We start from the raw sequence: 21,638 nt of genomic DNA on the forward strand, positions 1-21,638 counted from the left end.
CGGCCGCTGGACAGGCCCTGCGCTCCACGCTGCCTGGCAGTGTGCGGAGCGCCCCCCGCAGCTATCACCACAACACGGACTTGCAATGGATCAGGCTGCGCGAACGCAGGCAAAGAAACGCTCCGCCGAGGAGGCCTCCTCCTCCGTGCCCCCGCCGGCGTCGCGAAAACGTGTCGTCGATGCCGTTCCCGGGGCCCCGGCCCACCTCGCGGAAGCCCGCTCGCGGCAGCTCCTTGCCGCCATGCGCTCGTTTGCCGACGGGGACTTCTCCGCGCGTCTGCCGAACGACTGGTCCAGCCTCGACGGCCGGATCGCCGAAGCCTTCAACCAGGCCATCGCGAATGCGCAGCGCGTCACCACCGAAGCGGCGCGGCTGAGCGATACGGTCGGTCGGGACGGCCGGCTCATGCAACGCATGTCCGCTCCCGGCGCGCAGGGCGCCTGGGCGGCGCAGGTGGACTCGCTGAACACGCTGCTGGACGACCTGGTGCGGCCGACCACCGACATCGCCCGCACGATCGGCGCCGTCGCCAAGGGGGACCTTGGCCAGTCGATGGAGCTGGAGGTCGACGGGCGGCCGCTGAAAGGCGAGTTCCTGCGTTCGGCGCGGCTGGTGAACACCATGATCGAGCAGCTGACCGTGTTCACGTCCGAGGTGACCCGCGTCGCCCGCGAGGTCGGCACCGAAGGCAAGCTGGGTGGCCAGGCCAAGGTCAAGGATGTCTCCGGCGTGTGGAAGGAGCTCACCGACTCGGTGAACCAGATGGCCGGCAACCTCACGGCCCAGGTGCGCAACATCGCGGACGTGACCATCGCCGTGGCCAACGGGGACCTGTCGAAGAAGATCACGGTGGACGTGCGCGGCGAGATCCTCCAGCTCAAGGAGGCCACGAACACGATGGTGGAGCAGCTGCGTTCGTTCGCCTCCGAGGTGACGCGCGTGGCACGCGAGGTCGGCACGGACGGCCGGCTGGGCGGCCAGGCGGTCGTGCCCGGCGTCGCCGGCACGTGGAAGGACCTGACCGACTCGGTCAATTCCATGGCCAACAACCTCACCGCACAGGTCCGCAACATCGCCACGGTGACGACCGCCGTGGCACGCGGGGACCTGTCGCGCAAGATCACGGTGGACGTCAAGGGCGAGATCCTCGAGTTGAAGGAGACGTTCAACACGATGGTCGACCAGCTCAACGGCTTCGCCTCGGAAGTGACCCGCGTGGCGCGGGAAGTGGGCACCGAAGGCAAGCTGGGCGGCCAGGCCGTCGTGCCCGGCGTCGCCGGCACCTGGAAGGACCTCACGGACTCCGTCAACTCGATGGCCTCCAACCTCACGGGCCAGGTGCGCAATATCGCGGGAGTCGCGACGGCCATCGCCAAGGGCGACCTGTCTTCCAAGATCACGGTGGAGGTCAAGGGCGAGATCCTCGCGCTGAAGGAGACCATCAACACGATGGTGGACCAGCTCAATGGCTTCGCCTCGGAAGTGACCCGGGTCGCGCGGGAGGTGGGCACCGAAGGCAAGCTGGGTGGGCAGGCGGACGTGCCCGGCGTGGCCGGCACCTGGAAGGACCTCACGGACAACGTGAACTTCATGGCGTCCAACCTCACCGGGCAGGTGCGCAACATCGCCGACGTCACGACGGCCGTGGCCAACGGCGACCTGTCCAAGAAGATCACCGTCGACGTGCGCGGCGAGATCCTGGAGTTGAAGAACACGATCAACACCATGGTCGACCAGCTCAACGGCTTCGCCTCCGAGGTGACGCGCGTGGCGCGCGAAGTGGGCACGGAGGGCAAGCTCGGCGGCCAGGCGCAGGTGCCGGGTGTCGCCGGCACCTGGAAGGACCTGACCGACTCGGTCAACTTCATGGCCTCCAACCTCACGGGTCAGGTGCGCAACATCGCCGAGGTGACCACCGCGGTCGCCCGGGGGGACCTGTCCAAGAAGATCACCGCCGACGTGCGCGGCGAGATCCTGGAGTTGAAGAACACCATCAACACCATGGTGGACCAGCTCAATGGCTTCGCCGGCGAGGTGAGCCGGGTGGCCCGCGAGGTGGGGACCGAAGGCAAGCTCGGTGGGCAGGCGCAGGTGCACGGCGTGGCCGGCACCTGGAAGGACCTCACGGACAACGTGAACTCGATGGCGTCGAACCTCACGGCCCAGGTGCGCAACATCGCCGATGTCGCCACCGCCGTGGCCAATGGCGACCTGTCCAAGAAGATCACGGTGGAAGTGAAGGGGGAGATCCTGGAGCTGAAGAACACCCTCAACACGATGGTGGATCAGCTCAACGGTTTCGCCTCCGAGGTGACGCGCGTGGCGCGGGAGGTGGGCACCGAGGGCAAGCTGGGCGGCCAGGCGCAGGTGCGCGGCGTGGCCGGCACCTGGAAGGACCTCACGGACAACGTGAACTCCATGGCCTCCAACCTTACGGCCCAGGTGCGCAACATCGCGGACGTGACCACGGCCGTGGCCAGCGGCGACCTGTCCCGCAAGATCACGGTGGACGTGCGCGGCGAGATCCTGGAGCTGAAGAACACCATCAACACCATGGTCGACCAGCTCAACGGCTTCGCCTCCGAGGTGACCCGCGTGGCGCGCGAGGTCGGCACCGAGGGCAAGCTGGGCGGCCAGGCGGCGGTTCCCGGCGTGGCCGGCACCTGGAAGGACCTCACGGACAACGTGAACTCCATGGCCAACAACCTCACGGGCCAGGTGCGCAACATCGCCGACGTGGCCACCGCCATCGCCCGCGGCGACCTGGGCCGGAAGATCACGGTGGACGTCAAGGGCGAGATCCTGCAGCTGAAGGAAACCATGAACACCATGGTGGACCAGCTGAACGCGTTCGCCGGCGAGGTGAGCCGGGTCGCGCGCGAGGTCGGCACCGAAGGCAAGCTGGGGGGCCAGGCGACCGTGCCGGGCGTGGGCGGCACCTGGAAGGACCTCACGGACAACGTGAACTCCATGGCGTCCAACCTCACCGGGCAGGTGCGGAACATCGCGGAGGTGACGATCGCCGTGGCCAACGGCGACCTGTCCAAGAAGATCACCGTGGACGTTCGCGGCGAGATCCTTCAGCTGAAGGAGACGATCAACACGATGGTCGAGCAGCTTCGCTCCTTCGCCTCGGAGGTGACCCGGGTGGCGCGCGAGGTGGGCACGGAGGGACGCCTGGGCGTGCAGGCCGTGGTCCCGGGCGTGGCCGGCACCTGGAAAGACCTCACCGACTCGGTGAACACCATGGGCGCCAACCTCACCTCCCAGGTGCGCAACATCGCCGAGGTGACCACGGCCGTGGCGCGCGGCGACCTGAACCGCAAGATCACGGTGGACGTGAAGGGCGAGATCCTGGAGCTGAAGAACACCATCAACACCATGGTGGACCAGCTCAACGGCTTCGCGTCCGAAGTGACGCGCGTGGCCCGCGAGGTCGGCACCGAAGGCAAGCTGGGGGGCCAGGCGGCCGTGCCCGGCGTGGCCGGCACCTGGAAGGACCTGACCGACAACGTCAACTTCATGGCCTCCAACCTCACCGAGCAGGTGCGCGGGATCGTGAAGGTGGTGACCGCGGTGGCCAACGGCAACCTCACCCAGCGCCTGACGGTGCAGGCCAAGGGCGAGGTGGCGGCCCTGGCCGACACCATCAACAACATGACCGACACGCTGGCCATCTTCGCCGACCAGGTGACCAACGTCGCCCGGGAGGTGGGGGTGGATGGACGCCTGGGCGGCCAGGCCAACGTGCCGGGCGCGGCGGGCACCTGGAAGGACCTGACCGGCAACGTGAACCTGCTGGCGGCCAACCTCACGACGCAGGTCCGCGCGATCGCCGAAGTGGCGACCGCCGTGACCAAGGGCGACCTCACGCGCTCGATCCAGGTGGTTGCCAAGGGCGAGGTGGCCGAGCTCAAGGACAACATCAACACCATGATCTCCAACCTGCGGGAGACCACGGAACGCAACCGGGAGCAGGACTGGCTCAAGACCAACCTGGCGCGCTTTTCCAGCATGCTGCAGGGGCAGCGGAACCTGTTCACCGTGGGGCGCATGCTGCTGTCCGAGCTCGCGCCGCTGGTCAACGCGCACCAGGGCGCCATCTACCACTGCGGCTCGGAACCCGGCGGCGCCGAGGAGCTTCGCCTCCTTTCCAGCTTCGCGCACCCCTCCGGGACGCGGCTGCCCGAGCGCATCGCCCTGGGCGACGGGCTGGTGGGCCAGTGCGCCATCGAGCGGCGGCGCATCGTGCTCTCGAACGTCCCGGGCGATTTCTTCTCCATCTCGTCCAGCATGGGCACGGCGCAGCAGCTCAGCGTGGTGGTGCTCCCCGTGACGTACGAAGACCAGACCAAGGCCGTGATCGAGCTGGCGTCGCTGCACCCCTTCACCGGGGTCAACATCAACTTCCTCGACCAGCTCGCGGTGGGGATGGGCGCGGTGTTCAACACGATCGAGGCCACCATGAGGACCGAGGGCCTCCTCACGCAGTCGCAGCAGCTCACCTCCGAGCTGCAGCGCCGCCAGATCGAGCTGCAGCAGACCAACGAGGAGCTCGGCACCAAGGCGCGGCTGCTGGCCGAGCAGAACGCGGAAGTCGAACGCAAGAACCACGAGGTGGAACAGGCCCGCGGCGCGCTGGAGGAGAAGGCCTCCGAGCTGGCGCTCACCTCGAAGTACAAGTCGGACTTCCTCGCCAACATGTCGCACGAGCTGCGCACGCCCCTGAACTCGATCCTGATCCTGAGCCAGCAGCTCGCGGAGAACGCGGCGGGCAACCTCACGGCCAAGCAGATCGAGTACTCGCGCAACATCAATTCGTCCGGCAGCGACCTGCTCAACCTGATCAACGACATCCTCGATCTGTCCAAGATCGAGTCGGGCACCGTGTCGGTGGAGGTGGAGAACATCTCCTTCAACGGCGTGCGCGAGAGCATCGAACGCAACTTCCGTCACGTCGCCGAGGCCAAGAGCCTGCCGCTGCGCGTGCGGTTCGCGGACGACCTGCCGCGCTACATGGAAAGCGATCCCAAGCGCCTGCAGCAGATCCTGAAGAACCTGCTGTCGAACGCGGTCAAGTTCACCACGAACGGGCACGTCGAAGTGCGGGTGGCGCTGGCGAGCAAGGGCTGGAGTCCCGACCATCCGGTGCTCGGGCAGTCGCCCCAGGTGGTCGCATTCACCGTCGAGGACACGGGCATCGGCGTGGCCCCCGAAAAGCAGCGCCTGATCTTCGAGGCGTTCCAGCAGGCGGACGCGGGGACCTCGCGCAAGTTCGGCGGGACCGGCCTGGGCCTGGCGATCAGCCGGGAGCTGGCGGTGCTGCTGGGGGGCGAGATCAAGCTGACCAGTGTGCCGGGCCAGGGGAGCACCTTCACGCTGTACCTGCCGCTGCGTTACGCCGGGCCCGACGCTTCGACCGTGGCCCGTGCGCTGGCCGCGCGCGTGGAAGACGGCCGCATGGAGGTTCTCGCCTTGCCCGCGGCCCGCGAGGAGCATATTCCGGACGACCGCCATGCCATCGAACCCGGCGACCCCGTGCTGCTGGTCATCGAGGACGACCCCCACTACGCGCGCATCCTCCTGGGACTCGCGCGCGACAAGGGGTTCAAGGGCATCGTGGCGACCAAGGGAAGCCTGGGCCTGTCGCTCGCACGGCAGTACCGTCCCAGCGCGATCTCCCTGGACATCTTCCTTCCCGACATGCTGGGATGGACGGTGCTGAACCAGCTGAAGCTGGACCCGCAGCTGCGCCACGTGCCGGTGCAGATCGTCACCCTGGAAGAAGAGCGGCAGCACGGCCTGTCACGCGGTGCCTTCGCCTACCTGGTCAAGGAGCCCACGACGGCGGGCCTGGAGCTGGCCTTCGACCGCATCCGCGAGTTCACGAAACCGCGCACGCGCCGCCTTCTCATCGTGGAGGACCACCCCGCGGAACGAGCGGCGGTGACCGAGCTGCTGGGCCACGACGACATCGAGATCGTCGCCGTCGGTCGCGGTGAGGCGGCGCTCGACGAACTGCGCACCCGGCCCTTCGATTGCGTGGTGCTGGACCTGCGCCTGCCGGACATGAGCGGGTTCGAGCTGCTGGAACGCCTGCAGGCCGATCCCGCCCTGGCGGGCGTGCCCGTGGTCGTGTTCACAGGCAAGGACCTCACGCGCGACGAACAGGAGCGCCTCAATGCGATGGCCAAGAGCATCGTGCTCAAGGACGTGCAGTCGCCCGAGCGCCTGCTGGACGAGACGGCGCTCTTCCTGCACCGCGTGGTGACCGACCTGCCGCCGCCCAAGCAGGCGATGCTGGAGCGGCTGCACAACTCCTCGGAGGCGCTGCGGGGGCGCAAGGTGCTGGTGGTGGACGACGACGCCCGCAACATCTTCGCCCTGACCACCGTCCTGGAAAATCACGACGTGGAGGTGCTGAGCGCCACCAACGGCCGCCAGGCGATCGAGATCATCCAGGGGACTGCGGACCTCTCGATGGTCCTGATGGACATCATGATGCCGGAGATGGACGGCTACGAAACCATCCGCGAGATCCGCAGGCACACGCAGTTCCGCACGCTACCCATCCTGGCCTTGACCGCCAAGGCGATGAAAGGCGACCGTGAAAAGTGCCTGAACGCCGGCGCCAGCGACTACATCTCCAAACCCGTGAACACGGACCAGCTGCTCTCGCTCATGCGCGTGTGGTTGTTCCGCTGAAAACCATGCCCTCCCATTGCGACGACACGAACAAGGCCGCCGCGATCGAGCCGGTGGACGCCAGGCCCGTCAACATCCTCATCGTCGACGACGAGCCGCGGAACCTGACGGTGCTCGAGTCGATCCTCGACCAGCCCGACTACCGGCTGGTGCGCGCCAACTCGGGCGACGAAGCGCTGCTCGCCCTGATGGCCGATCAGTTCGCGGTGCTGGTGCTCGATATCCGGATGCCGGGCATGTCGGGGTTCGAGCTGGCCCAGATGGTGAAGGAGCGCCGGCGCACCGCGCGCGTGCCGATCATCTTCCTGACCGCCTACTACAACGAAGACCAGCACATGCTGGAGGGATACGGCAGCGGCGCGGTGGACTACCTGCACAAGCCGGTGAACCCGGCCGTGCTCCGCTCGAAGGTCGCCGTGTTCGCCGAGCTGTACCGCCAGGGGCGCGAGCTGGAGCAGATCAACCGACGGCTGGAAGAGGAGGTGGCCGAGCGCAGGCGCACCGAAATGCGCCTGCAGGAATTGAACGAGACCCTCGACCGGCGCGTCACCGAGCGCACCCGGGCCCTGAACGACAGCGAGGCGCAGCTGCGCCAGGCCAGCCGGCGCAAGGACGAATTCCTGGCCACGCTGGCCCACGAGCTGCGCAACCCGCTGGCGCCGGTACGCAGCGCCCTGCACCTGTTGCGGCTCACGTCCTCCGGTGACGCTCGACAGGTGCGGGCGACGCAGGTCATGGAGCGGCAGGTGCAGCTCATGACGCGCCTCATCGATGACCTGATGGACGTCGGCCGGATCACCCAGGGGAAGATCGAGCTGCAGCAGGAAATGCTCGAGATCGGCACCGTGATCCAGGACGCGATCGAGATGGTGCAGCCGCTCATCACCGAGCTCGAACATGAACTGGTCGTGCGCCGGCCGCCCGAGGCCGTGCTGCTGAAGGTGGACCGCACCCGTATGGCGCAGGTGCTGCTCAACCTGCTCCACAACGCGGCCAAGTACATGGACCCTCGCGGACTGATCGACCTGACGGTCTCGCTCCAGGAAGCCTCCGTCCAGCTCAGCGTCCGCGACCGGGGCGTGGGGATCCCACCGGATCGCCTGGGCGAGGTGTTCGAACTCTTCTCGCAGGTCGAGTCGACCCTGTCACGCGCGCGCGGCGGCCTGGGGATCGGTCTGGCCCTCACCCAGCGGCTCGTGGCATTGCACGGTGGATCGATCGAGGCCTTTAGCGAGGGCAGCGGCCATGGCAGCGAGTTCGTCGTGCGGCTGCCGCTTTCTAGCGTGCCATCCCCAGCCGATCCAGCACCAGCACCACACCCCCGTAGGCCAGCGCCGTTGCCAGGCAGCTGAGCCCCAGGCTGCTCCAGAACGACCAGCCGGCGCGCAGCAGCAGCGGCAGCAGGACGAACAGCAGCAGCGAGGGAATCACCAGCCACAGGATGCTGGTGGACAGGCTCGCGATGCGCTCCATCTCGACGCCGTCCACCCACATCCAGACGAAGGCCAGCACGGAGGTCAGCGGCAGGGCGGCCAGCGCCGCCGCCCACAAGGTGTTGCGCTTGGCGATCTCCGACACGGCCACCACCAGCAGCGCGGTGAGCGCGATCTTGACGGCGTAGGACAGCATGGCGGGTCCTCCCCGGCTGGCTAGGCGCCCCGCAGCGCCAGCCGGCGGCACGCCAGCAGGCCCAGCGCCGGGCCGATGGCCACCGGCAGGAACCACCAGGCCACGGGCAGGCGGGGCGCAACCCAGGCCATCACCTGCAGGCTGACCACGCTGATCGCGAAGCCGATGCAGTTGGCGATGGTGAGCGCCGATCCCACGTAGGCGCGTGGCGCGGTGGCGGCGTTCATGGCGGAGAACTGCGGCGAGTCGCCCGCCACCGTGATGCCCCACAGCAGCATGAAGCCCAGGAAGAGGGGCGGGGGCAAGGCGAAGGCGAGGGGCGAGGTGAGGCAGCACAGGCCCGAGATGCTCAGTTGCCCGAAGGCCACGCGCGCGCTGCCGACATGGCGCGAGAGCTGGCCGCCCACCACGCAGCCGATGGCCCCTGCGCCGATGACGGCGAAGGACCAGAGCGACACGTCCAGCGCCACGCCGTGCCGCGCCGCGTACGCGGCGAGCAGCAGCGGGGTGAAGGCCAGCAGGGTGTAGAGCTCCCACATGTGCCCGAAGTAGCCGAAGGCGCTGGCGCGGAAGTCCGCATTGGCGAAGGCCTGGGTGACCGCGCGCGGCTCGAAGCGCGGCGCCCGCGCGAGGTAGGGCCCTTCGCCCACCGTCTGGTGAAGCAGCACGCCGCCGGCCACCGCGAGCACGGACACCGACACGGCCACCGCCTGCCACGCACCGCCCGGCAGTGCGCCGCGCAGCAGGTGGGGCAGCGCCGTGCCCAGCACCAGTGCGCCGATCAGCCACCCCAGCGCGCCGCCCAGCCCCTCGCGCCACCAGCTCGCCGCGATCTTCATGCCCACGGGATAGATGCCGGCCAGGAAGAATCCGGTGAGAAAGCGCAGGGTGAGCAGGAGGGCATAACGGCCCCCGTCCAGCTGCGGCAGCACCACGATGGCCGCATTGGCCAGCGCGCCGAGCAGCGCGCAGGCAAGGAACACGTCGCGCGGGCGCCAGCGGTCGGCGATGTTCAGCAGCGCGAACACCAGCGTGCCGCTGATGAAGCCCAGCTGCACCGCCGAGGTGATGGCGGCGAGCGCCCGGTCGTCCAGCGCCAGGGCGCGCTCCAGCTCGGGCAGCACGGCGTTGCCGGAAAACCAGAGCGAGGTGCCCGCGAACTGGGCGAGCACGATGACGGGCAGGATGTGGCGGGGCCGGTCGGAGGGCATGCGGATTCGGGCGTGTCCCCGCGCAGCATGCCAGAGCTCGCGACGGGCTGGAGTGTGATGGCACCGCGCGTGCTCGGGGGGAGGGGGCTTCGACAAGCTCAGCCCGAACGGGTCCACCTCCGTTCGCCCTGAGCCTGTCGAAGGGCACGCGCGGGGAGGGGCTTCGACGGGGCTGGCTCAGCCCGAACGGGTCCACCTCCGTTCGCCCTGAGCCTGTCGCAGGGCATGCGCGGGTAGGGGCTTCGACAGGCTCAGCCCGAACGGGTCCACTTCCGTTCGCCCTGAGCCCGTCGAAGGGCACGCTCGCGGAAGGGCTTCGAAGGGCCTCAGCCCGACCGGAGCTCCGTCTCACCCAGTGAAGATCGGCCGCAGCTGCGGCAGCTCGTCGAGCATGAAGTCGAAGAAGGCCGCCACGGCCGGCGTGCGACGCATGTCGCGGTGGGCGAGGATGCGCCAGATGCGGGTCAGCTCCGGCACCGGGCCGAGCACGCGCACCAGCTGCGGCTCGGCATCGCCCAGCGCCGTGGGAAGCGGCGCGATGCCGATGCCCGACTTCACCGCGTACAGCAGCCCCAGCACGCTGTTGTTGCGCGCCACCACCTGCCCCGCGGGCGCGACCTGCCGCAGCCACACGGCAGCGCGGTGGCTCGCCATGCTGTCGTCCAGCGACACCAGCGCGTGGCCGGCCAGCGCCTGCACCGATTCCGGCCGGCCCTGCCGCGCCACGTAGTCGCGGCTGGCATACACGGCCCAGAGCGAGTCCGCGATCTTGCGGCCCACGACGTCCGCCTCCTCGGTGTCGCCCGAGCGCAGCGCCACGTCCACGTCGCCGCGGGCCAACGAGAGGTAGCGGTCGCTCACGACGAACTCCACGCGGATGGCCGGGTGCCGCGCATGGAAGCGGTCCAGCAAGCCGGACTGGGTCAGGCGCGGCACCATGGGCTCGGGGCAGGTCAGGCGCACCACGCCGGCCAGGCTGCGCGCCCAGGCGCCCAGGTGCTGCGTGACGGCCTGGGCGGCCTGCTCGACCTGCTCGGCGCAGGGCAGCAGCGAGCGGCCCAGTTCGGTCAGCGTGTAGCCGCTCGGCTCGCGCCGGAACAGCACGGCCTGCAGGCGCTTTTCCAGCTCGCGCACGCGCCGGTTCACGGTGGAAGGATCGACGCCCAGCACCGGCGCGGCGGCCAGCGTGCTGCCGTGGCGGGCCACGGCCAGGAAGTGGCGCAGGTCGTCCCAGTCGTAATCGGGCGGGCTATGCATGGATGCAGACCCCTTGTGCGCGAATGCGTGTTCCCCCGCGGGCCGCCGGTGACGACCATGGGCTGCACATGCCATCACGCCAGGAGACCGCCATGGAACACGCCCGTCCTTTCGATGCGAACGCCTTCAAGGAGGCCCAGCGCCGGCAGTGGGACGCCGCCGCGCAGGGCTGGAACGACTATACGCCCGCGCTTCGCGCCTGGCTCTCGCAGGCCACGGCGGCCATGGTCGAGATGGCCGGCGTGCGCGCCGGGCAGCGGGTGCTCGACCTCGCGGCCGGCGCGGGCGACCAGACGCTGGCGCTGGCCGGGAAGGTCGGCCCGTCCGGGGAGGTCGTGGCCACGGACATCTCCGAACGCATCCTCGCGTACGCCCGGGCGCGTGCAGAAGGCGCCGGCTTCGCCAATGTCCACACGCGGGCCGCCGATGGCGAGGCCTTGCCGGGCGACCTGGGGCATTTCGATGCGGCCGTGTGCCGGCTGGGGCTGATGCTGTTCCCGCAGCCGCTGCAGGCGCTGCGCGGGCTGCATGCCGTCCTGCGGCCCGGCGCGGGCTTCTGCGCCATGGTCTTCTCACGGCCCGAGGCGAACCCCTGCGTCACGACGGTCATGGCCACGGCCTTGCGCCACGCCGGCCTGCCGCCGCGCGACCCCGCCCAGCCCGGTGGCCTGCTGAGCCTGGGCGCCCCGGGACGGCTGGACGCGCTCATGCGCGAGGCCGGTTTCTCCCAGGTCGCCAGCACGACGCTGGCCGCGCCCTTCGAGCTGCCCAGCGCCGCGCATTACGTGGGCTTCCTGCGCGCCTCGGCCAGCCCCATCCAGCTGATCCTCTCGCGCCTGAACGCCGCGGCCGCCGAAGCCGCCTGGGCCGACATCGAGGCCCAGCTGCACCGTTTCGACACCCCGCGGGGCTGGAGCGGCCCCAACGAGCTGCTGCTCGCCGCCGGCCGCGCCTGAGGACCGAGGGGGCGGGAGGGGGCGGCCGATACAATCCGCCCATCCCCACCCGACCCCGCGCCGCGTCCCGGCGCCCGGCTCGCGCGCTGCCGCCGGGGCGGTCGAGCAACCTTCGAGTCACCCTCCATGAGCCTCAAATGCGGCATCGTCGGCCTGCCCAACGTCGGCAAGTCCACCCTCTTCAACGCCCTGACCAAGGCCGGCATCGCGGCCGAGAACTATCCCTTCTGCACCATCGAGCCCAACACGGGCGTGGTGGAGGTGCCTGACCCCCGCCTCGCGCAGCTGGCCGCCATCGTCAAGCCCGAGCGCGTGGTGCCGGCCATCGTCGAGTTCGTGGACATCGCGGGGCTCGTGGCCGGCGCCAGCCAGGGCGAGGGCCTGGGCAACCAGTTCCTCGCGCACATCCGCGAGACCGACGCCATCGTCAACGTGGTGCGCTGCTTCGAGGACCCCAACGTCATCCACGTGGCCGGCAAGGTCGATCCCGTGGCCGACATCGAGGTCATCCAGACCGAGCTGTGCCTGGCCGACCTGGGCACGGTGGACAAGGGCCTGCAGCGCGCCACCAAGGCGGCCAAGAGCGGCAACGACAAGGAAGCGGCCAAGCTGGTCACCCTGCTGGGCCGCGTGCAGGCCGCGCTGAACGAAGGCCAGCCCGCGCGCACGCTGTCGCTGTCGGCCGAGGAGCAGGCACTCCTCAAGCCGCTGTGCCTCATCACCGCCAAGCCCGCCATGTTCGTGGGCAACGTGGCCGAGGACGGCTTCGAGAACAACCCGCTGCTCGACCGGCTGCAGGCCTACGCCGCCACGCAGAACGCGCCCGTGGTGGCCATCTGCGCCAAGATGGAAGCCGACATGGCCGACATGAGCGAGGAGGACAAGGCGCTCTTCCTGGCCGAGATCGGCCAGACCGAGCCCGGCCTGGACCGCCTCATCCGCGCGGGCTTCCGCCTGCTGGGCCTGCAGACCTACTTCACCGCCGGCGAGAAGGAAGTGCGCGCCTGGACCATCCACGTCGGCGACACCGCGCCGCAGGCCGCCGGCGCCATCCACGGCGACTTCGAGCGCGGCTTCATCCGCGCGCAGACCATCGCCTTCGACGACTACGTCCGCCTGGGCGGCGAGCAGGCCGCCAAGGACGCCGGCAAGATGCGCAGCGAAGGCAAGGAGTACGTCGTCAAGGATGGCGACGTGATGAACTTCCTGTTCAACGTCTGAGGCTCGCGCTGGGGCTTCGACAAGCTCAGCCCGGACGGGTGGAGGAGCGACGGGAATCCGTTCGCTTAGGCGTTTGTTCACCGCGGCCGAGGCCCCGGTGAAAGACACTTCCGATCAAACACACCCGTTCGCCCTGAGCCTGTCGAAGGGCCCGCGTGGAGGGTCTCGCGCGATGGGCTTCGACAGGCTCAGCCCGAACGGTTGGGGTCCACCGGGTCCGTAGATGCGCCGTTTGCTGGAGGGTTCTGATCACCACGGCCGAGGCCCCGGTGAAAGACACTTCCGAGCAAACACATCCGTTCGCCCTGTCGAAGGGCTCGCGCGCTTGTCTCGCGCAGGACTCCCGTGCCGGTTCAGCCCGCACCGGCCGCTTTCCCGTACGTCGCCGCGAAGCGCTGGCGCAGGTACTCCCCCGCCGTGACCGGCGCATGCCGCGGCGCCTCGCCCGCCGGCACGCAGGACGGGATGGCGCTCACCAGCGCGTCGGGGTTGGGGTCCAGGAAGAAGGCGATGGAGTAGCGCTCGCGCGCGGGCGGAAGCACCCGGTGCGGCGTGGAGACGTACACGTCGTTGGACCAGCGCATGAGGCAGTCGCCGATGTTGCACACGAAGGCGCCGGGCAGCGGCGGCACGTCGATCCAGCCGCCGCCGCGGCGCTGCACCTGCAGGCCGCCCACGCCGTCGGTCGCCAGCAGGGTGACGTTGCCGTAGTCGGTGTGCGTGCCCGCGCCGGCCCGGCCTTGCGGCGCACCGGCGCCGAACTCGGCCGGGTAGTGCAGCAGGCGCAGCGTGGCCTGCGGCGCGTCGAGCTTGTCGGCGAAGAAATCGGGCGCGAGGCCCAGGTCCATCGCGAAGCCCTCGTGCAGCCGGCGGCCCACCGCCAGCACGGCGTCGAAGTAGGCCTGCATGCGCCCCTGCCAGCCCTCGATGGGCGGCCACACGTTGGGCGGGCGGCTGCGTTCGTCGGTCCAGACCAGGTTGAAGGCTTCCTTGAGGTCGGGCGCCGCCTTCTCGTCCAGCGACTCCACGCCCAGCGCCACGTAGCCGCGGTTGTGCCCGTGGCGGGCGATGGCCAGCGCCTGCTTCCGTGCCGACGGCAGCGCGAACACCTCGCGCGCGGCGTCGAAGGCGTCCTCGATGAGCCCGGGTCCGATGCCGTGCCCGGTGATGGCGAAAAAGCCCGTGTCGCGGCAGGCGTGGCCGATGGCGGCGGCGACTGTGGCGCGCGCGGGGGTGTCGTCGGAGGACAGGGCGGCGATGTCGATGAGGGGAATGTCCATGACGCCGACTGTAGGGCCGCGGAAAACGTAACCGCAGCCCAGCGTCTCGTTGCAGTGGCCCCAGCGCCGCGCCCGCGGCCACTACAGTGGGCCGGACGACCTCGACAGGGAGCCTTCATGCACAGCCGATCGCAGCCCTCCGCGGCGGGGGTGGTGCTGTCCGTGGGCAGCATCAACGCCGATTTCCAGTTCCGCGTGGAACGACGGCCCGAGATCAGCGAAACGCTGGTGGGCCACGACTTCGTCCGCCTGGGGGGCGGCAAGGCGGCCAACGTCGCGCTGCTGGCGGCGCGGCTGGGGCGGGTGGCGCGCCTGTTCGGGCATGTGGGCGACGACGAACTGGCCGAGCAGGCACTGGCGCCGCTGCGGTCGGAGGGCGTGGACCTCGCCGGCGTGCGCCGCGTGCCCGGCCAGGCCACGGGCGTGGCCATGATCACCGTGCCGCCGGACGGTGCCAAGGGGATCGTGCTGTCGCTCAACGCCAATGACGCGGTGTGGAACGAGGCGGATCGCGAGACGCTGTCGCACGCCATCGCCGCGGCCCCGGCGCACTCGGTGCTGGTGGCCGACGGCGAGATGGACGCCGACGGCCTGCAGCTGGCGCTGTCCAAGGCGCGGGCCGCGGGCATTCGCACCGTGCTGGACCCCTCGCCCGCCGAACGCATCGACGACCGTGCGCTGGCCCTGGCCGACTACGTGGTTCCCAACCCCGGCGAGGCCGGCAGGCTCACGGACGTCGAGGTCGAGGGCGTGGACAGCGCCATCGCTGCCGGCCGCCGCCTGCTCGCGCGCGGCGCGGGCGCGGCCTGCATGAAGCTGTCCGACGGGGGCTGCGTGCTGGTGCGAGGCGAGGGCGTCACCTGCATCGAGCCGCTGGGCGTGGAGGTGGTGGATACCACCGGCGCGGGCGACGCCTTCGCCGGCGGCCTGGCCGTGGGCCTGGCGCGGGGCGAGACCGAGGCCGACGCGCTGCGCCTGGCCGTGGCCGCCTCGCAGTGCGCCGTCACCGGCTACGGCTCGCAGCCCGCCTATCCCCGCTGGGACGCCCTCGTGGCACTCGCCCGCCGGCTCACGCTTGGCCCGCATGTGGAACGCTGAGGACAAGGCGTCCGCCGGCTCGGCCTGGCAGCTCGCCTACGAGCAATTCGACCCCGATGACGAGGGGCGTCGCGAAGCCCTGCTCGCCCTGGGCAACGGCATGCTGGTGCTGCGCGCCGCGACGGTCCACGCCGCGCAGCAGGGGCCGCACTATCCCGGCACCTACCGCGCCGGCTGCTACGAACGGCTGCGCGGGCAGGTGGGGGGCGAGCCCGACGAGACCGACACCCTCGTCAACCTGCCCAACCCCCTGCGCATCGACCTGCGGCTTCCCGGCGAGCGCGAGTGCTTCCGCCTGGCCGACGCGCAATTGCTCGCCTACCGGCACGAGCTGGACCTGCGGGCCGGCACCTCCCGCCGCAGCTTCACCTGGCGTGACACTCGCGGCCGCACGACGCGCGCCGTGGAGCACCGGCTGGTGAGCATGGCGCGGCCGCAGCTCGTTTCCGTGCGGCTGGAGCTCACGGCGCTCGACTGGGAGGGGCCCGTCGAACTGTGCGCCTGGCTCGACGGCGAGGTGGTCAACGACAACGTCGCGCGCTATGCGGACTACCCGCACGAGCACCTGCACGGGCACCGTACCGAGCTGCTCGGTGCGGGCGAGGTGGCCTTGCAGGCCCGCACGCGGGGCAGCGGCGTCGCGCTCGCGCTGGTGCAGCGCACGCGCGCGGAGGGCCCGGCGGAGGGCGAGCCGCAGGTGGAGCGCACGCCGCGGCGCATCGCCACGCGGCTCGTCCTCGCACTGCACGCCCAGGCGACGCGGGCGGTGGAAAAGCAGGTGGCCGTGTGCACCTCGCTCGACCCGGGCGCCGGGCAGCCCTTGGCCGCCGCGCGCGCGCTGCTCGCGGGCGCGCCGGACCATGCCGGCCTGCTGGCCGAACACGCCGAGGGCTGGAAGCGCCTCTGGGAGCGTGCCGGGCTCGAAGTGGCCGACCCCTCGACCGGCCCGCCCGCGCACCTGCACCTGTTCCACCTGCTGCAGACCGCCTCGCCCTGCTCGGTCCCGCTGGACGCCGGCATCCCCGCGCGCGGCTGGCACGGCGAGGCCTACCACGGCCACATCTTCTGGGACGAGGCCTTCGTGCTGCCCTTCCTGGGCTTTCGCTTTCCCGAGGTCTCGCGCGCCTGCCTCATGTACCGCTGGCGGCGCCTGGACGCGGCGCGCGCGCGCGCGCGCCGCGCCGGCCTGGCCGGGGCCATGTTCCCCTGGCGCAGCGCGCGCGACGGCCACGAGGTCACGCCGCGCTTCCAGAAGAACATGATCAGCGGCGACTGGATGCGTGACCACACGCACCTGCAGCGGCACGTGGGCGCGGCCGTGGCCTGGAGCACCTGGCAGTACGGCCTGGCCAGCGGCGACCTCGCTTTCCTCGCGCGCGAGGGCGGCGAGATGATCCTGGAGATCGCCCGCTTCTGGGCCAGCCTGGCCCGGCTGGAGCCGGCGAGCGGCCGCTACGGGATCCGCGGCGTCATCGGCCCGGACGAATTCCACAACAGCTATCCCGGCCGCGCGGAGCCCGGCCTGGACAACAACGCCTACACCAATGTCATGGCGGTGTGGACCCTCTGCTGCGCCTTCGAGCTGCTGGAGCGGCTGCCGCCCGAGGCCGGCGCCGCGTTGCGCGAACGCCTGCGGCTGGAGGATGCCGAGCTGGCGCACTGGGACACGGTGTCGCGCCGCATGGTCGTGCCTTTCTTCGGCGACAAGCTCATCGCGCAGTACGAGGGCTTCGAGCGCCTCGCCGAGTTCGACGCCGAGCTCTTGCCGCCCGAACTGCGCGACCAGCGCCTGGACTGGGCGCTGCACGCCATCGGCCGCAGCACCGACGCCTACCAGGTCACCAAGCAGGCCGACGCGCTCACGCTCTTCTACCTGCTCTCGGAGGACCTGGTCGCCGGCCTGCTCGCCCGCCTGGGCTACGCCTTCGACCGGGGGGCGCTGCTGCGCACCGCGCGCTACTACATGCCCCGCACCACCCACCGCTCCAGCCTCTCGCGCGTGGTCTATGCCGGCGCGCTGGCGCAGGTGGCGCCCGAGGAATCCTGGGACCTGTTCCAGCATGCGCTGCGCACCGACCTGGAGACGCTCAAGGGCGAGAGCGTGGCCGAGGGCATCCACCTGGCCGCCATGGGCGGAACGCTGGACACGCTGCAGCGTCGCTACCTGGGCGTCAGCTGCGACTGGGACGGCCTGTGCCTGCACCCGGCGCTGCCGCCGCAGCTGGGGCCCGTGCGCCTGACGCTGTCCTTCCGGGGGCAGCGGCTGCAGGTGGAAAGCGAGGGGGGCGCGGTGCGCGTGCGATCGGATGCGGGCAACCGCGCGGGCGTGCCGCTGCGGCATGCGCAGGGGCGGCTCATGCTGGGGCCGGGGCAGGTGTTCGAGTTGGCGGCAGCCTAAACGACAAGCTTGGCGGACGTACAGACACCGTTCGGGCTGAGCTTGTCGAAGCCTCTGCGCGCTCGCAGCCCTTCGACAAGCTCAGGGCGAACGGCTGGTACGGGGGCGAACGGGCGCACCACCCGTTCGGGCTGAGCCTGTCGAAGCCCGGGCCCCCGGAACTGCTACCCCCTGCGCCGCAGCGTCTCCTGCGCGATGTGCGGGGGCAGCCGCTGCAGCAGCCAGCGCACCGCGAGGGGCACCAGCACCAGGTCGTCCACCACGCCGATGAAGGGCAGCACGTCGGGAATCAGGTCGGCCGGGGACAGCAGGTACAGCGCGATGCCGAGCGCGCCCAGCTTGAGCCAGCCCGGCGCGTCGGGGTGGCGCAGCGCGAACCACAGCTGGCGCGCGTCGCCGCGCACCAGGGTCCAGAGCAGGGAGAAGCGTTTCAACATGGGAGCAGGATTCCTTTCTGCGAGCCGACCACAGTGGGGTGCCGTGGCGTCCGTTGCAAGGGTCGACGCGTAACAGCCTGTGCGCCGGCCGGCCGCGTGCGTGACAGCCGGTCCGTGCGCGCCGCGCCAGAATGGCACTGCCGCCCACCACCGACATGCCCATGCCTTCGCCGGTTCCTTCCCCCTCGCCGGAAACCCGCCACCTGCCGCACTGGCCGCCGGGCCAGTCGCAGCACCTGACGCTGCCCGAGACGCACCTGTTCCACGCCGCCGAGGTCTCCGCGGCGCGCTTTCCGCACAAGCCCTTCATCGTCTTCTACGACCAGGTCCTCAGCTTTTCGCAGTTCAAGGCCCAGGCCGAGGCCATCGCCGGCTGGCTGCAGCACGACGGCGGCGTGCGCCCCGGCGACCGCGTGCTGCTGGACATGCAGAACAGCCCGCAGTGGGTGCTGGCCTACTACGGCATCCTGCGCGCCGACGCGGTCGTGGTGCCCGTCAACCCCATGAACAAGCGCGAGGAGCTGCGGCACTACATGCAGGACGCCGGTGCCCGCGTGGCCTTCGTCGCCCAGGACCTGCTCGGCGAGATGCAGCCGCTCCTGGGCGAAGGCCTGGATCACCTCGTCGTCGCCACCTACTCGGACTACCTCGGCCCCACGAGCGAGCTGCCCGTGCCGCCCCTGGTTTCCGCGCCGCGCGAGCCCCTGCCCGCGGCCGCCGGCCTGGTCGCCTGGGCCCACGTGCTGGCCGCCGCGCGGACGCCCCAGCCCATGCGCGCCGGCCCCGGCGACCTGGCGGTCATGCCCTACACCTCCGGCACCACCGGCAAGCCCAAGGGCTGCATGCACACGCACCGCAGCGTGCTCAGCACGGCGGTGGGCGGCGTGCAGTGGTTCGGCCGGACGCAGGACTGGGTCATGCTGGCCACGCTGCCCTTCTTCCACGTCACCGGCATGTCCGGCAGCATGAACGGCCCGCTCTACGCCGGCGGCACCCTCGTGCTGCTGCCCCGATGGGACCGCGAGGCCGCGGCGCGCTGCATCGAGCGCCACCGCGTCACCACCTGGCAGGCGATCTCCACCATGGTGATCGACTTCGTCGCCAACCCCGCCATCGGCCAGCACGACCTGTCCTCGCTGGTGTGCATCCGTGGCGGCGGCGCGGCCATGCCGCAGGCCGTGGCCGAGAAGCTCAAGGCGCTCACCGGGCTGGACTTCGTCGAGGGCTACGGCATGTCCGAGACCATGGCCGCCACGCACATCAACCCCACGCACCGCCCCAAGCCGCAGTGCCTGGGCATCCCGGTGTACGACGTCGATGCGCGCCTGGTCGATCCCGAGACCTTGGCCGGCGTCGCGCCCGGCGAGGTCGGCGAGATCGTGGTGAACGCGCCGCAGGTCATGCAGGGCTACTGGCGCAACGAAGCGGCCACGCGCGAGGCCTTCATCGACATCGAGGGTCGCCCCTTCCTGCGCACCGGCGACCTCGCGCGGGTGGACGAGGACGGCTACTTCTTCATGGCCGACCGCCTGAAGCGCATGATCAACGCCAGCGGCTTCAAGGTCTGGCCGGCGGAGGTGGAGGCGCTCATGTACCACCACCCGGCCATCCAGGAGGCCTGCGTCATCGCCGCGCGCGACGCGCGGCGGGGCGAGACCGTCAAGGCGCTGGTGGTGCTCAAGCCCGGCCTGGCCGATGCGCCCGACGCCGCTGCCGTCAGCGCCTGGTGCCACGAGCGTATGGCCGCCTACAAGGTGCCGCGCGTCGTGGAGTTCGTGCCCGCGCTGCCGCGCAGCGGCAGCGGCAAGGTCATGTGGCGCGAGCTGCAGGAGCAGCAGGACGCGCGCGATGCCGCCGCCGCGAAGGAGCCGCCGCGATGAGCGTCGCCCCCGACCTCTCCAGCTTCCGCCCCATCGGCGAGCTGCTGCGCGAGCAGGCCGCCGCGCACCCCCACCAGCCCGCGCTGGTGCAGGACGGCGAGCGTCTCAGCTGGGGCGCGCTGGATGCGCTCATGGACCGCGTCGCCGCCAGCCTGCAGCGCGACGGGGTTCGTCCCGGCGAGGTGATCGCGCTGTGCGCCGCCACCAGCGTGCTGCAGGCCGCCATCTTCCTGGGTGCGCTGCGCGCCGGCGTGGTCGTCGCGCCGCTGGCGGCCAGCGTCACGCCGGAGAGCTTCGCCTCCATGGTCCGCGACGCGGCGCCCCGGCGGCTCTTCGTCGATGCGCAGGCGGTCCCGCTGCTGCGGCCCGGCGAGCACCCGGCGCTCGTCTCGCTCGACGGCCTCGCGCCGGGCCAGGCCTTTGGCGAATGGCTGGCGCCCGAAGGCAGCCGGCCCGAGCCGGTGCGCATCGCACCCGAGGACGCCTTCAACATCATCTATTCCTCCGGCACCACCGGCACGCCCAAGGGCATCGTGCAGCCGCACGGCATGCGCTTCTCGCACATCCAGCGGGGCCTGGCCTATGGCTGGACGCCCGAGAGCGTGGCGCTGGTGTCCACGCCGCTGTACTCCAACACCACGCTGGTGGTGTTCTTCCCGGCGCTCGCCTTCGGCGGCACGGTGCACCTGATGGCCAAGTTCGACGCCGGCCGCTGGCTGGAGATCGCCGAGCGCGAGCGCGTCACGCACGCCATGCTGGTGCCGGTGCAGTACCGGCGCCTGCTCTCGCACCCGGACTTCGGCGCGCGCGACCTGTCGGCCTTCCGCATGAAGTTCAGCACCAGCGCGCCCTTCGACGCGGCCCTCAAGGCCGAGGCCCTGCGCCGCTGGCCGGGCGGGCTGGTGGAGTTCTACGGCATGACCGAAGGCGGCGGCACCTGCCTGCTGGAGGCGCACCTGCACCCGGACAAGCTGCACACGGTCGGCCGACCCGCCGCGGGCCACGACATCCGCCTCATCGACGACGCCGGCCGCGAGGTGGCGCCCGGCGAGGCGGGCGAGGTCGTGGGCCGTTCGCCCGGCATGATGAGCGGCTACCACGGCCAGCCGGAGAAGACGCGCGAGGCCGAGTGGTACTCGCCCGAGGGCCTGCGCTTCATCCGCACCGGCGACATCGGCCGCTTCGACGCCGACGGCTTCCTGGTGCTGTCCGACCGCAAGAAGGACATGATCATCTCGGGCGGCTTCAACATCTACCCGAGCGATCTGGAGGCGCAGCTGCGCGAGCACCTGGCCGTGCACGAGGTGGCCGTGGTCGGCGTGCCCAGCCTCGAGTGGGGCGAGACGCCGGTGGCCTTCGTCGAGCGGCGGGCGGGCGACCCGACCTCGGCCGCCGAGCTGCGCGAGTGGCTCAACGCGCGGGTGGGAAAGACGCAGAGGTTGGCGGACTTGCGCTTCGTCGATGAGCTTCCGCGCAGCGCGATCGGGAAGGTGCTGAAGCGGGAGTTGCGCGAGGGGTATGGGCCACCGGCGATTCCCTCGCGATGACGAGGCCCTTCGACAGGC

General features: G+C 70.7%; 13 protein-coding genes. 8 read left to right on the forward strand and 5 right to left on the reverse strand.

Annotated features, from left to right (window positions below; genetic code table 11):
* Window positions 1–406 precede the first annotated feature (406 nt).
* Together EZ242_RS18595 and EZ242_RS18600 are read left to right on the forward strand one after the other, a co-directional pair.
* Window positions 407–6,706: a HAMP domain-containing protein gene (locus EZ242_RS18595; protein ID WP_476705494.1), complete on the forward strand. Its 6,300-nt coding sequence runs from the start codon at window positions 407–409 to the stop codon at window positions 6,704–6,706.
* Window positions 6,707–6,711: 5 nt separating this feature from the next.
* Complete coding sequence (locus tag EZ242_RS18600) at window positions 6,712–8,058, forward strand: hybrid sensor histidine kinase/response regulator (RefSeq protein ID WP_135286694.1); 1,347 nt, start codon at window positions 6,712–6,714, stop codon at window positions 8,056–8,058.
* Here EZ242_RS18600 and EZ242_RS18605 read toward each other — a convergent pair.
* The 3 genes from EZ242_RS18605 to EZ242_RS18615 form a co-directional block, all read right to left on the reverse strand.
* On the reverse strand, window positions 7,985–8,335 hold the full coding sequence (locus EZ242_RS18605; RefSeq protein WP_135286695.1) for a DUF3147 family protein: 351 nt from the start codon (window positions 8,333–8,335) through the stop codon (window positions 7,985–7,987). The two genes, EZ242_RS18600 and EZ242_RS18605, sit on opposite strands and share 74 nt — an antisense overlap.
* Window positions 8,336–8,355: 20 nt before the next feature.
* Window positions 8,356–9,546, reverse strand: a complete 1,191-nt coding sequence (locus tag EZ242_RS18610; protein WP_135286696.1) for an MFS transporter — start codon at window positions 9,544–9,546, stop codon at window positions 8,356–8,358.
* Window positions 9,547–9,894: 348 nt separating this feature from the next.
* Window positions 9,895–10,803, reverse strand: coding sequence for a LysR family transcriptional regulator (locus EZ242_RS18615; RefSeq protein WP_167784858.1), 909 nt, complete (start codon window positions 10,801–10,803; stop codon window positions 9,895–9,897).
* Between the two features lie 92 nt (window positions 10,804–10,895).
* On the opposite strand from EZ242_RS18615, the gene EZ242_RS18620 reads away from it, so the two are divergent.
* On the forward strand, window positions 10,896–11,759 hold the full coding sequence (locus EZ242_RS18620; protein ID WP_135286698.1) for a class I SAM-dependent methyltransferase: 864 nt from the start codon (window positions 10,896–10,898) through the stop codon (window positions 11,757–11,759).
* Between the two features lie 126 nt (window positions 11,760–11,885).
* Window positions 11,886–12,980, forward strand: a complete 1,095-nt coding sequence (gene ychF / locus EZ242_RS18625; RefSeq protein WP_135286699.1) for a redox-regulated ATPase YchF — start codon at window positions 11,886–11,888, stop codon at window positions 12,978–12,980.
* Between the two features lie 353 nt (window positions 12,981–13,333).
* Here the strand turns inward: ychF and EZ242_RS18630 are convergent, their stop codons facing one another.
* Window positions 13,334–14,260, reverse strand: a complete 927-nt coding sequence (locus EZ242_RS18630) for an isopenicillin N synthase family dioxygenase (protein ID WP_135286700.1) — start codon at window positions 14,258–14,260, stop codon at window positions 13,334–13,336.
* 117 nt (window positions 14,261–14,377) lie between these two features.
* Here EZ242_RS18630 and EZ242_RS18635 point away from each other — a divergent pair, with 117 nt between their 5' ends.
* Both EZ242_RS18635 and EZ242_RS18640 read left to right on the forward strand, forming a co-directional pair.
* Complete coding sequence (locus EZ242_RS18635) at window positions 14,378–15,358, forward strand: ribokinase (RefSeq protein ID WP_135286701.1); 981 nt, start codon at window positions 14,378–14,380, stop codon at window positions 15,356–15,358.
* Window positions 15,345–17,756, forward strand: coding sequence for a glycoside hydrolase family 65 protein (locus EZ242_RS18640; RefSeq protein WP_135286702.1), 2,412 nt, complete (start codon window positions 15,345–15,347; stop codon window positions 17,754–17,756). Before EZ242_RS18635 ends, EZ242_RS18640 begins: the two co-directional genes overlap by 14 nt.
* Before the next feature lie 164 nt (window positions 17,757–17,920).
* On the opposite strand, the gene EZ242_RS18645 is transcribed toward EZ242_RS18640, so the two are convergent.
* Complete coding sequence (locus EZ242_RS18645; protein ID WP_135286703.1) at window positions 17,921–18,193, reverse strand: YkvA family protein; 273 nt, start codon at window positions 18,191–18,193, stop codon at window positions 17,921–17,923.
* 161 nt (window positions 18,194–18,354) lie between these two features.
* Here EZ242_RS18645 and EZ242_RS18650 point away from each other — a divergent pair, with 161 nt between their 5' ends.
* Both EZ242_RS18650 and EZ242_RS18655 read left to right on the forward strand, forming a co-directional pair.
* The gene (locus EZ242_RS18650; RefSeq protein ID WP_135286731.1) at window positions 18,355–20,073 is read left to right on the forward strand and encodes a long-chain fatty acid--CoA ligase; all 1,719 of its coding nucleotides are present in this window, start codon (window positions 18,355–18,357) and stop codon (window positions 20,071–20,073) included.
* Window positions 20,070–21,620: a class I adenylate-forming enzyme family protein gene (locus EZ242_RS18655; protein ID WP_135286704.1), complete on the forward strand. Its 1,551-nt coding sequence runs from the start codon at window positions 20,070–20,072 to the stop codon at window positions 21,618–21,620. Before EZ242_RS18650 ends, EZ242_RS18655 begins: the two co-directional genes overlap by 4 nt.
* Window positions 21,621–21,638 lie beyond the last annotated feature (18 nt).

Origin of the sequence: Ramlibacter rhizophilus, from assembly GCF_004681965.1 — a bacterium.
Taxonomy (GTDB): domain Bacteria; phylum Pseudomonadota; class Gammaproteobacteria; order Burkholderiales; family Burkholderiaceae_C; genus Ramlibacter; species Ramlibacter rhizophilus.

Coding starts and splice junctions, on each gene's coding strand:
- EZ242_RS18620 (WP_135286698.1), top strand. CDS start 10,896: ATGGAACACGCCCGTCCTTTCGATGCGAACGCCTTCAAGGAGGCCCAG.
- EZ242_RS18655 (WP_135286704.1), top strand. CDS start 20,070: ATGAGCGTCGCCCCCGACCTCTCCAGCTTCCGCCCCATCGGCGAGCTG.
- EZ242_RS18615 (WP_167784858.1), bottom strand. CDS start 10,803: ATGCATAGCCCGCCCGATTACGACTGGGACGACCTGCGCCACTTCCTG.
- EZ242_RS18650 (WP_135286731.1), top strand. CDS start 18,355: ATGCCTTCGCCGGTTCCTTCCCCCTCGCCGGAAACCCGCCACCTGCCG.
- EZ242_RS18645 (WP_135286703.1), bottom strand. CDS start 18,193: ATGTTGAAACGCTTCTCCCTGCTCTGGACCCTGGTGCGCGGCGACGCG.
- EZ242_RS18600 (WP_135286694.1), top strand. CDS start 6,712: ATGCCCTCCCATTGCGACGACACGAACAAGGCCGCCGCGATCGAGCCG.
- EZ242_RS18635 (WP_135286701.1), top strand. CDS start 14,378: ATGCACAGCCGATCGCAGCCCTCCGCGGCGGGGGTGGTGCTGTCCGTG.
- EZ242_RS18610 (WP_135286696.1), bottom strand. CDS start 9,546: ATGCCCTCCGACCGGCCCCGCCACATCCTGCCCGTCATCGTGCTCGCC.
- ychF (WP_135286699.1), top strand. CDS start 11,886: ATGAGCCTCAAATGCGGCATCGTCGGCCTGCCCAACGTCGGCAAGTCC.
- EZ242_RS18630 (WP_135286700.1), bottom strand. CDS start 14,260: ATGGACATTCCCCTCATCGACATCGCCGCCCTGTCCTCCGACGACACC.
- EZ242_RS18640 (WP_135286702.1), top strand. CDS start 15,345: ATGTGGAACGCTGAGGACAAGGCGTCCGCCGGCTCGGCCTGGCAGCTC.
- EZ242_RS18595 (WP_476705494.1), top strand. CDS start 407: ATGCAACGCATGTCCGCTCCCGGCGCGCAGGGCGCCTGGGCGGCGCAG.
- EZ242_RS18605 (WP_135286695.1), bottom strand. CDS start 8,335: ATGCTGTCCTACGCCGTCAAGATCGCGCTCACCGCGCTGCTGGTGGTG.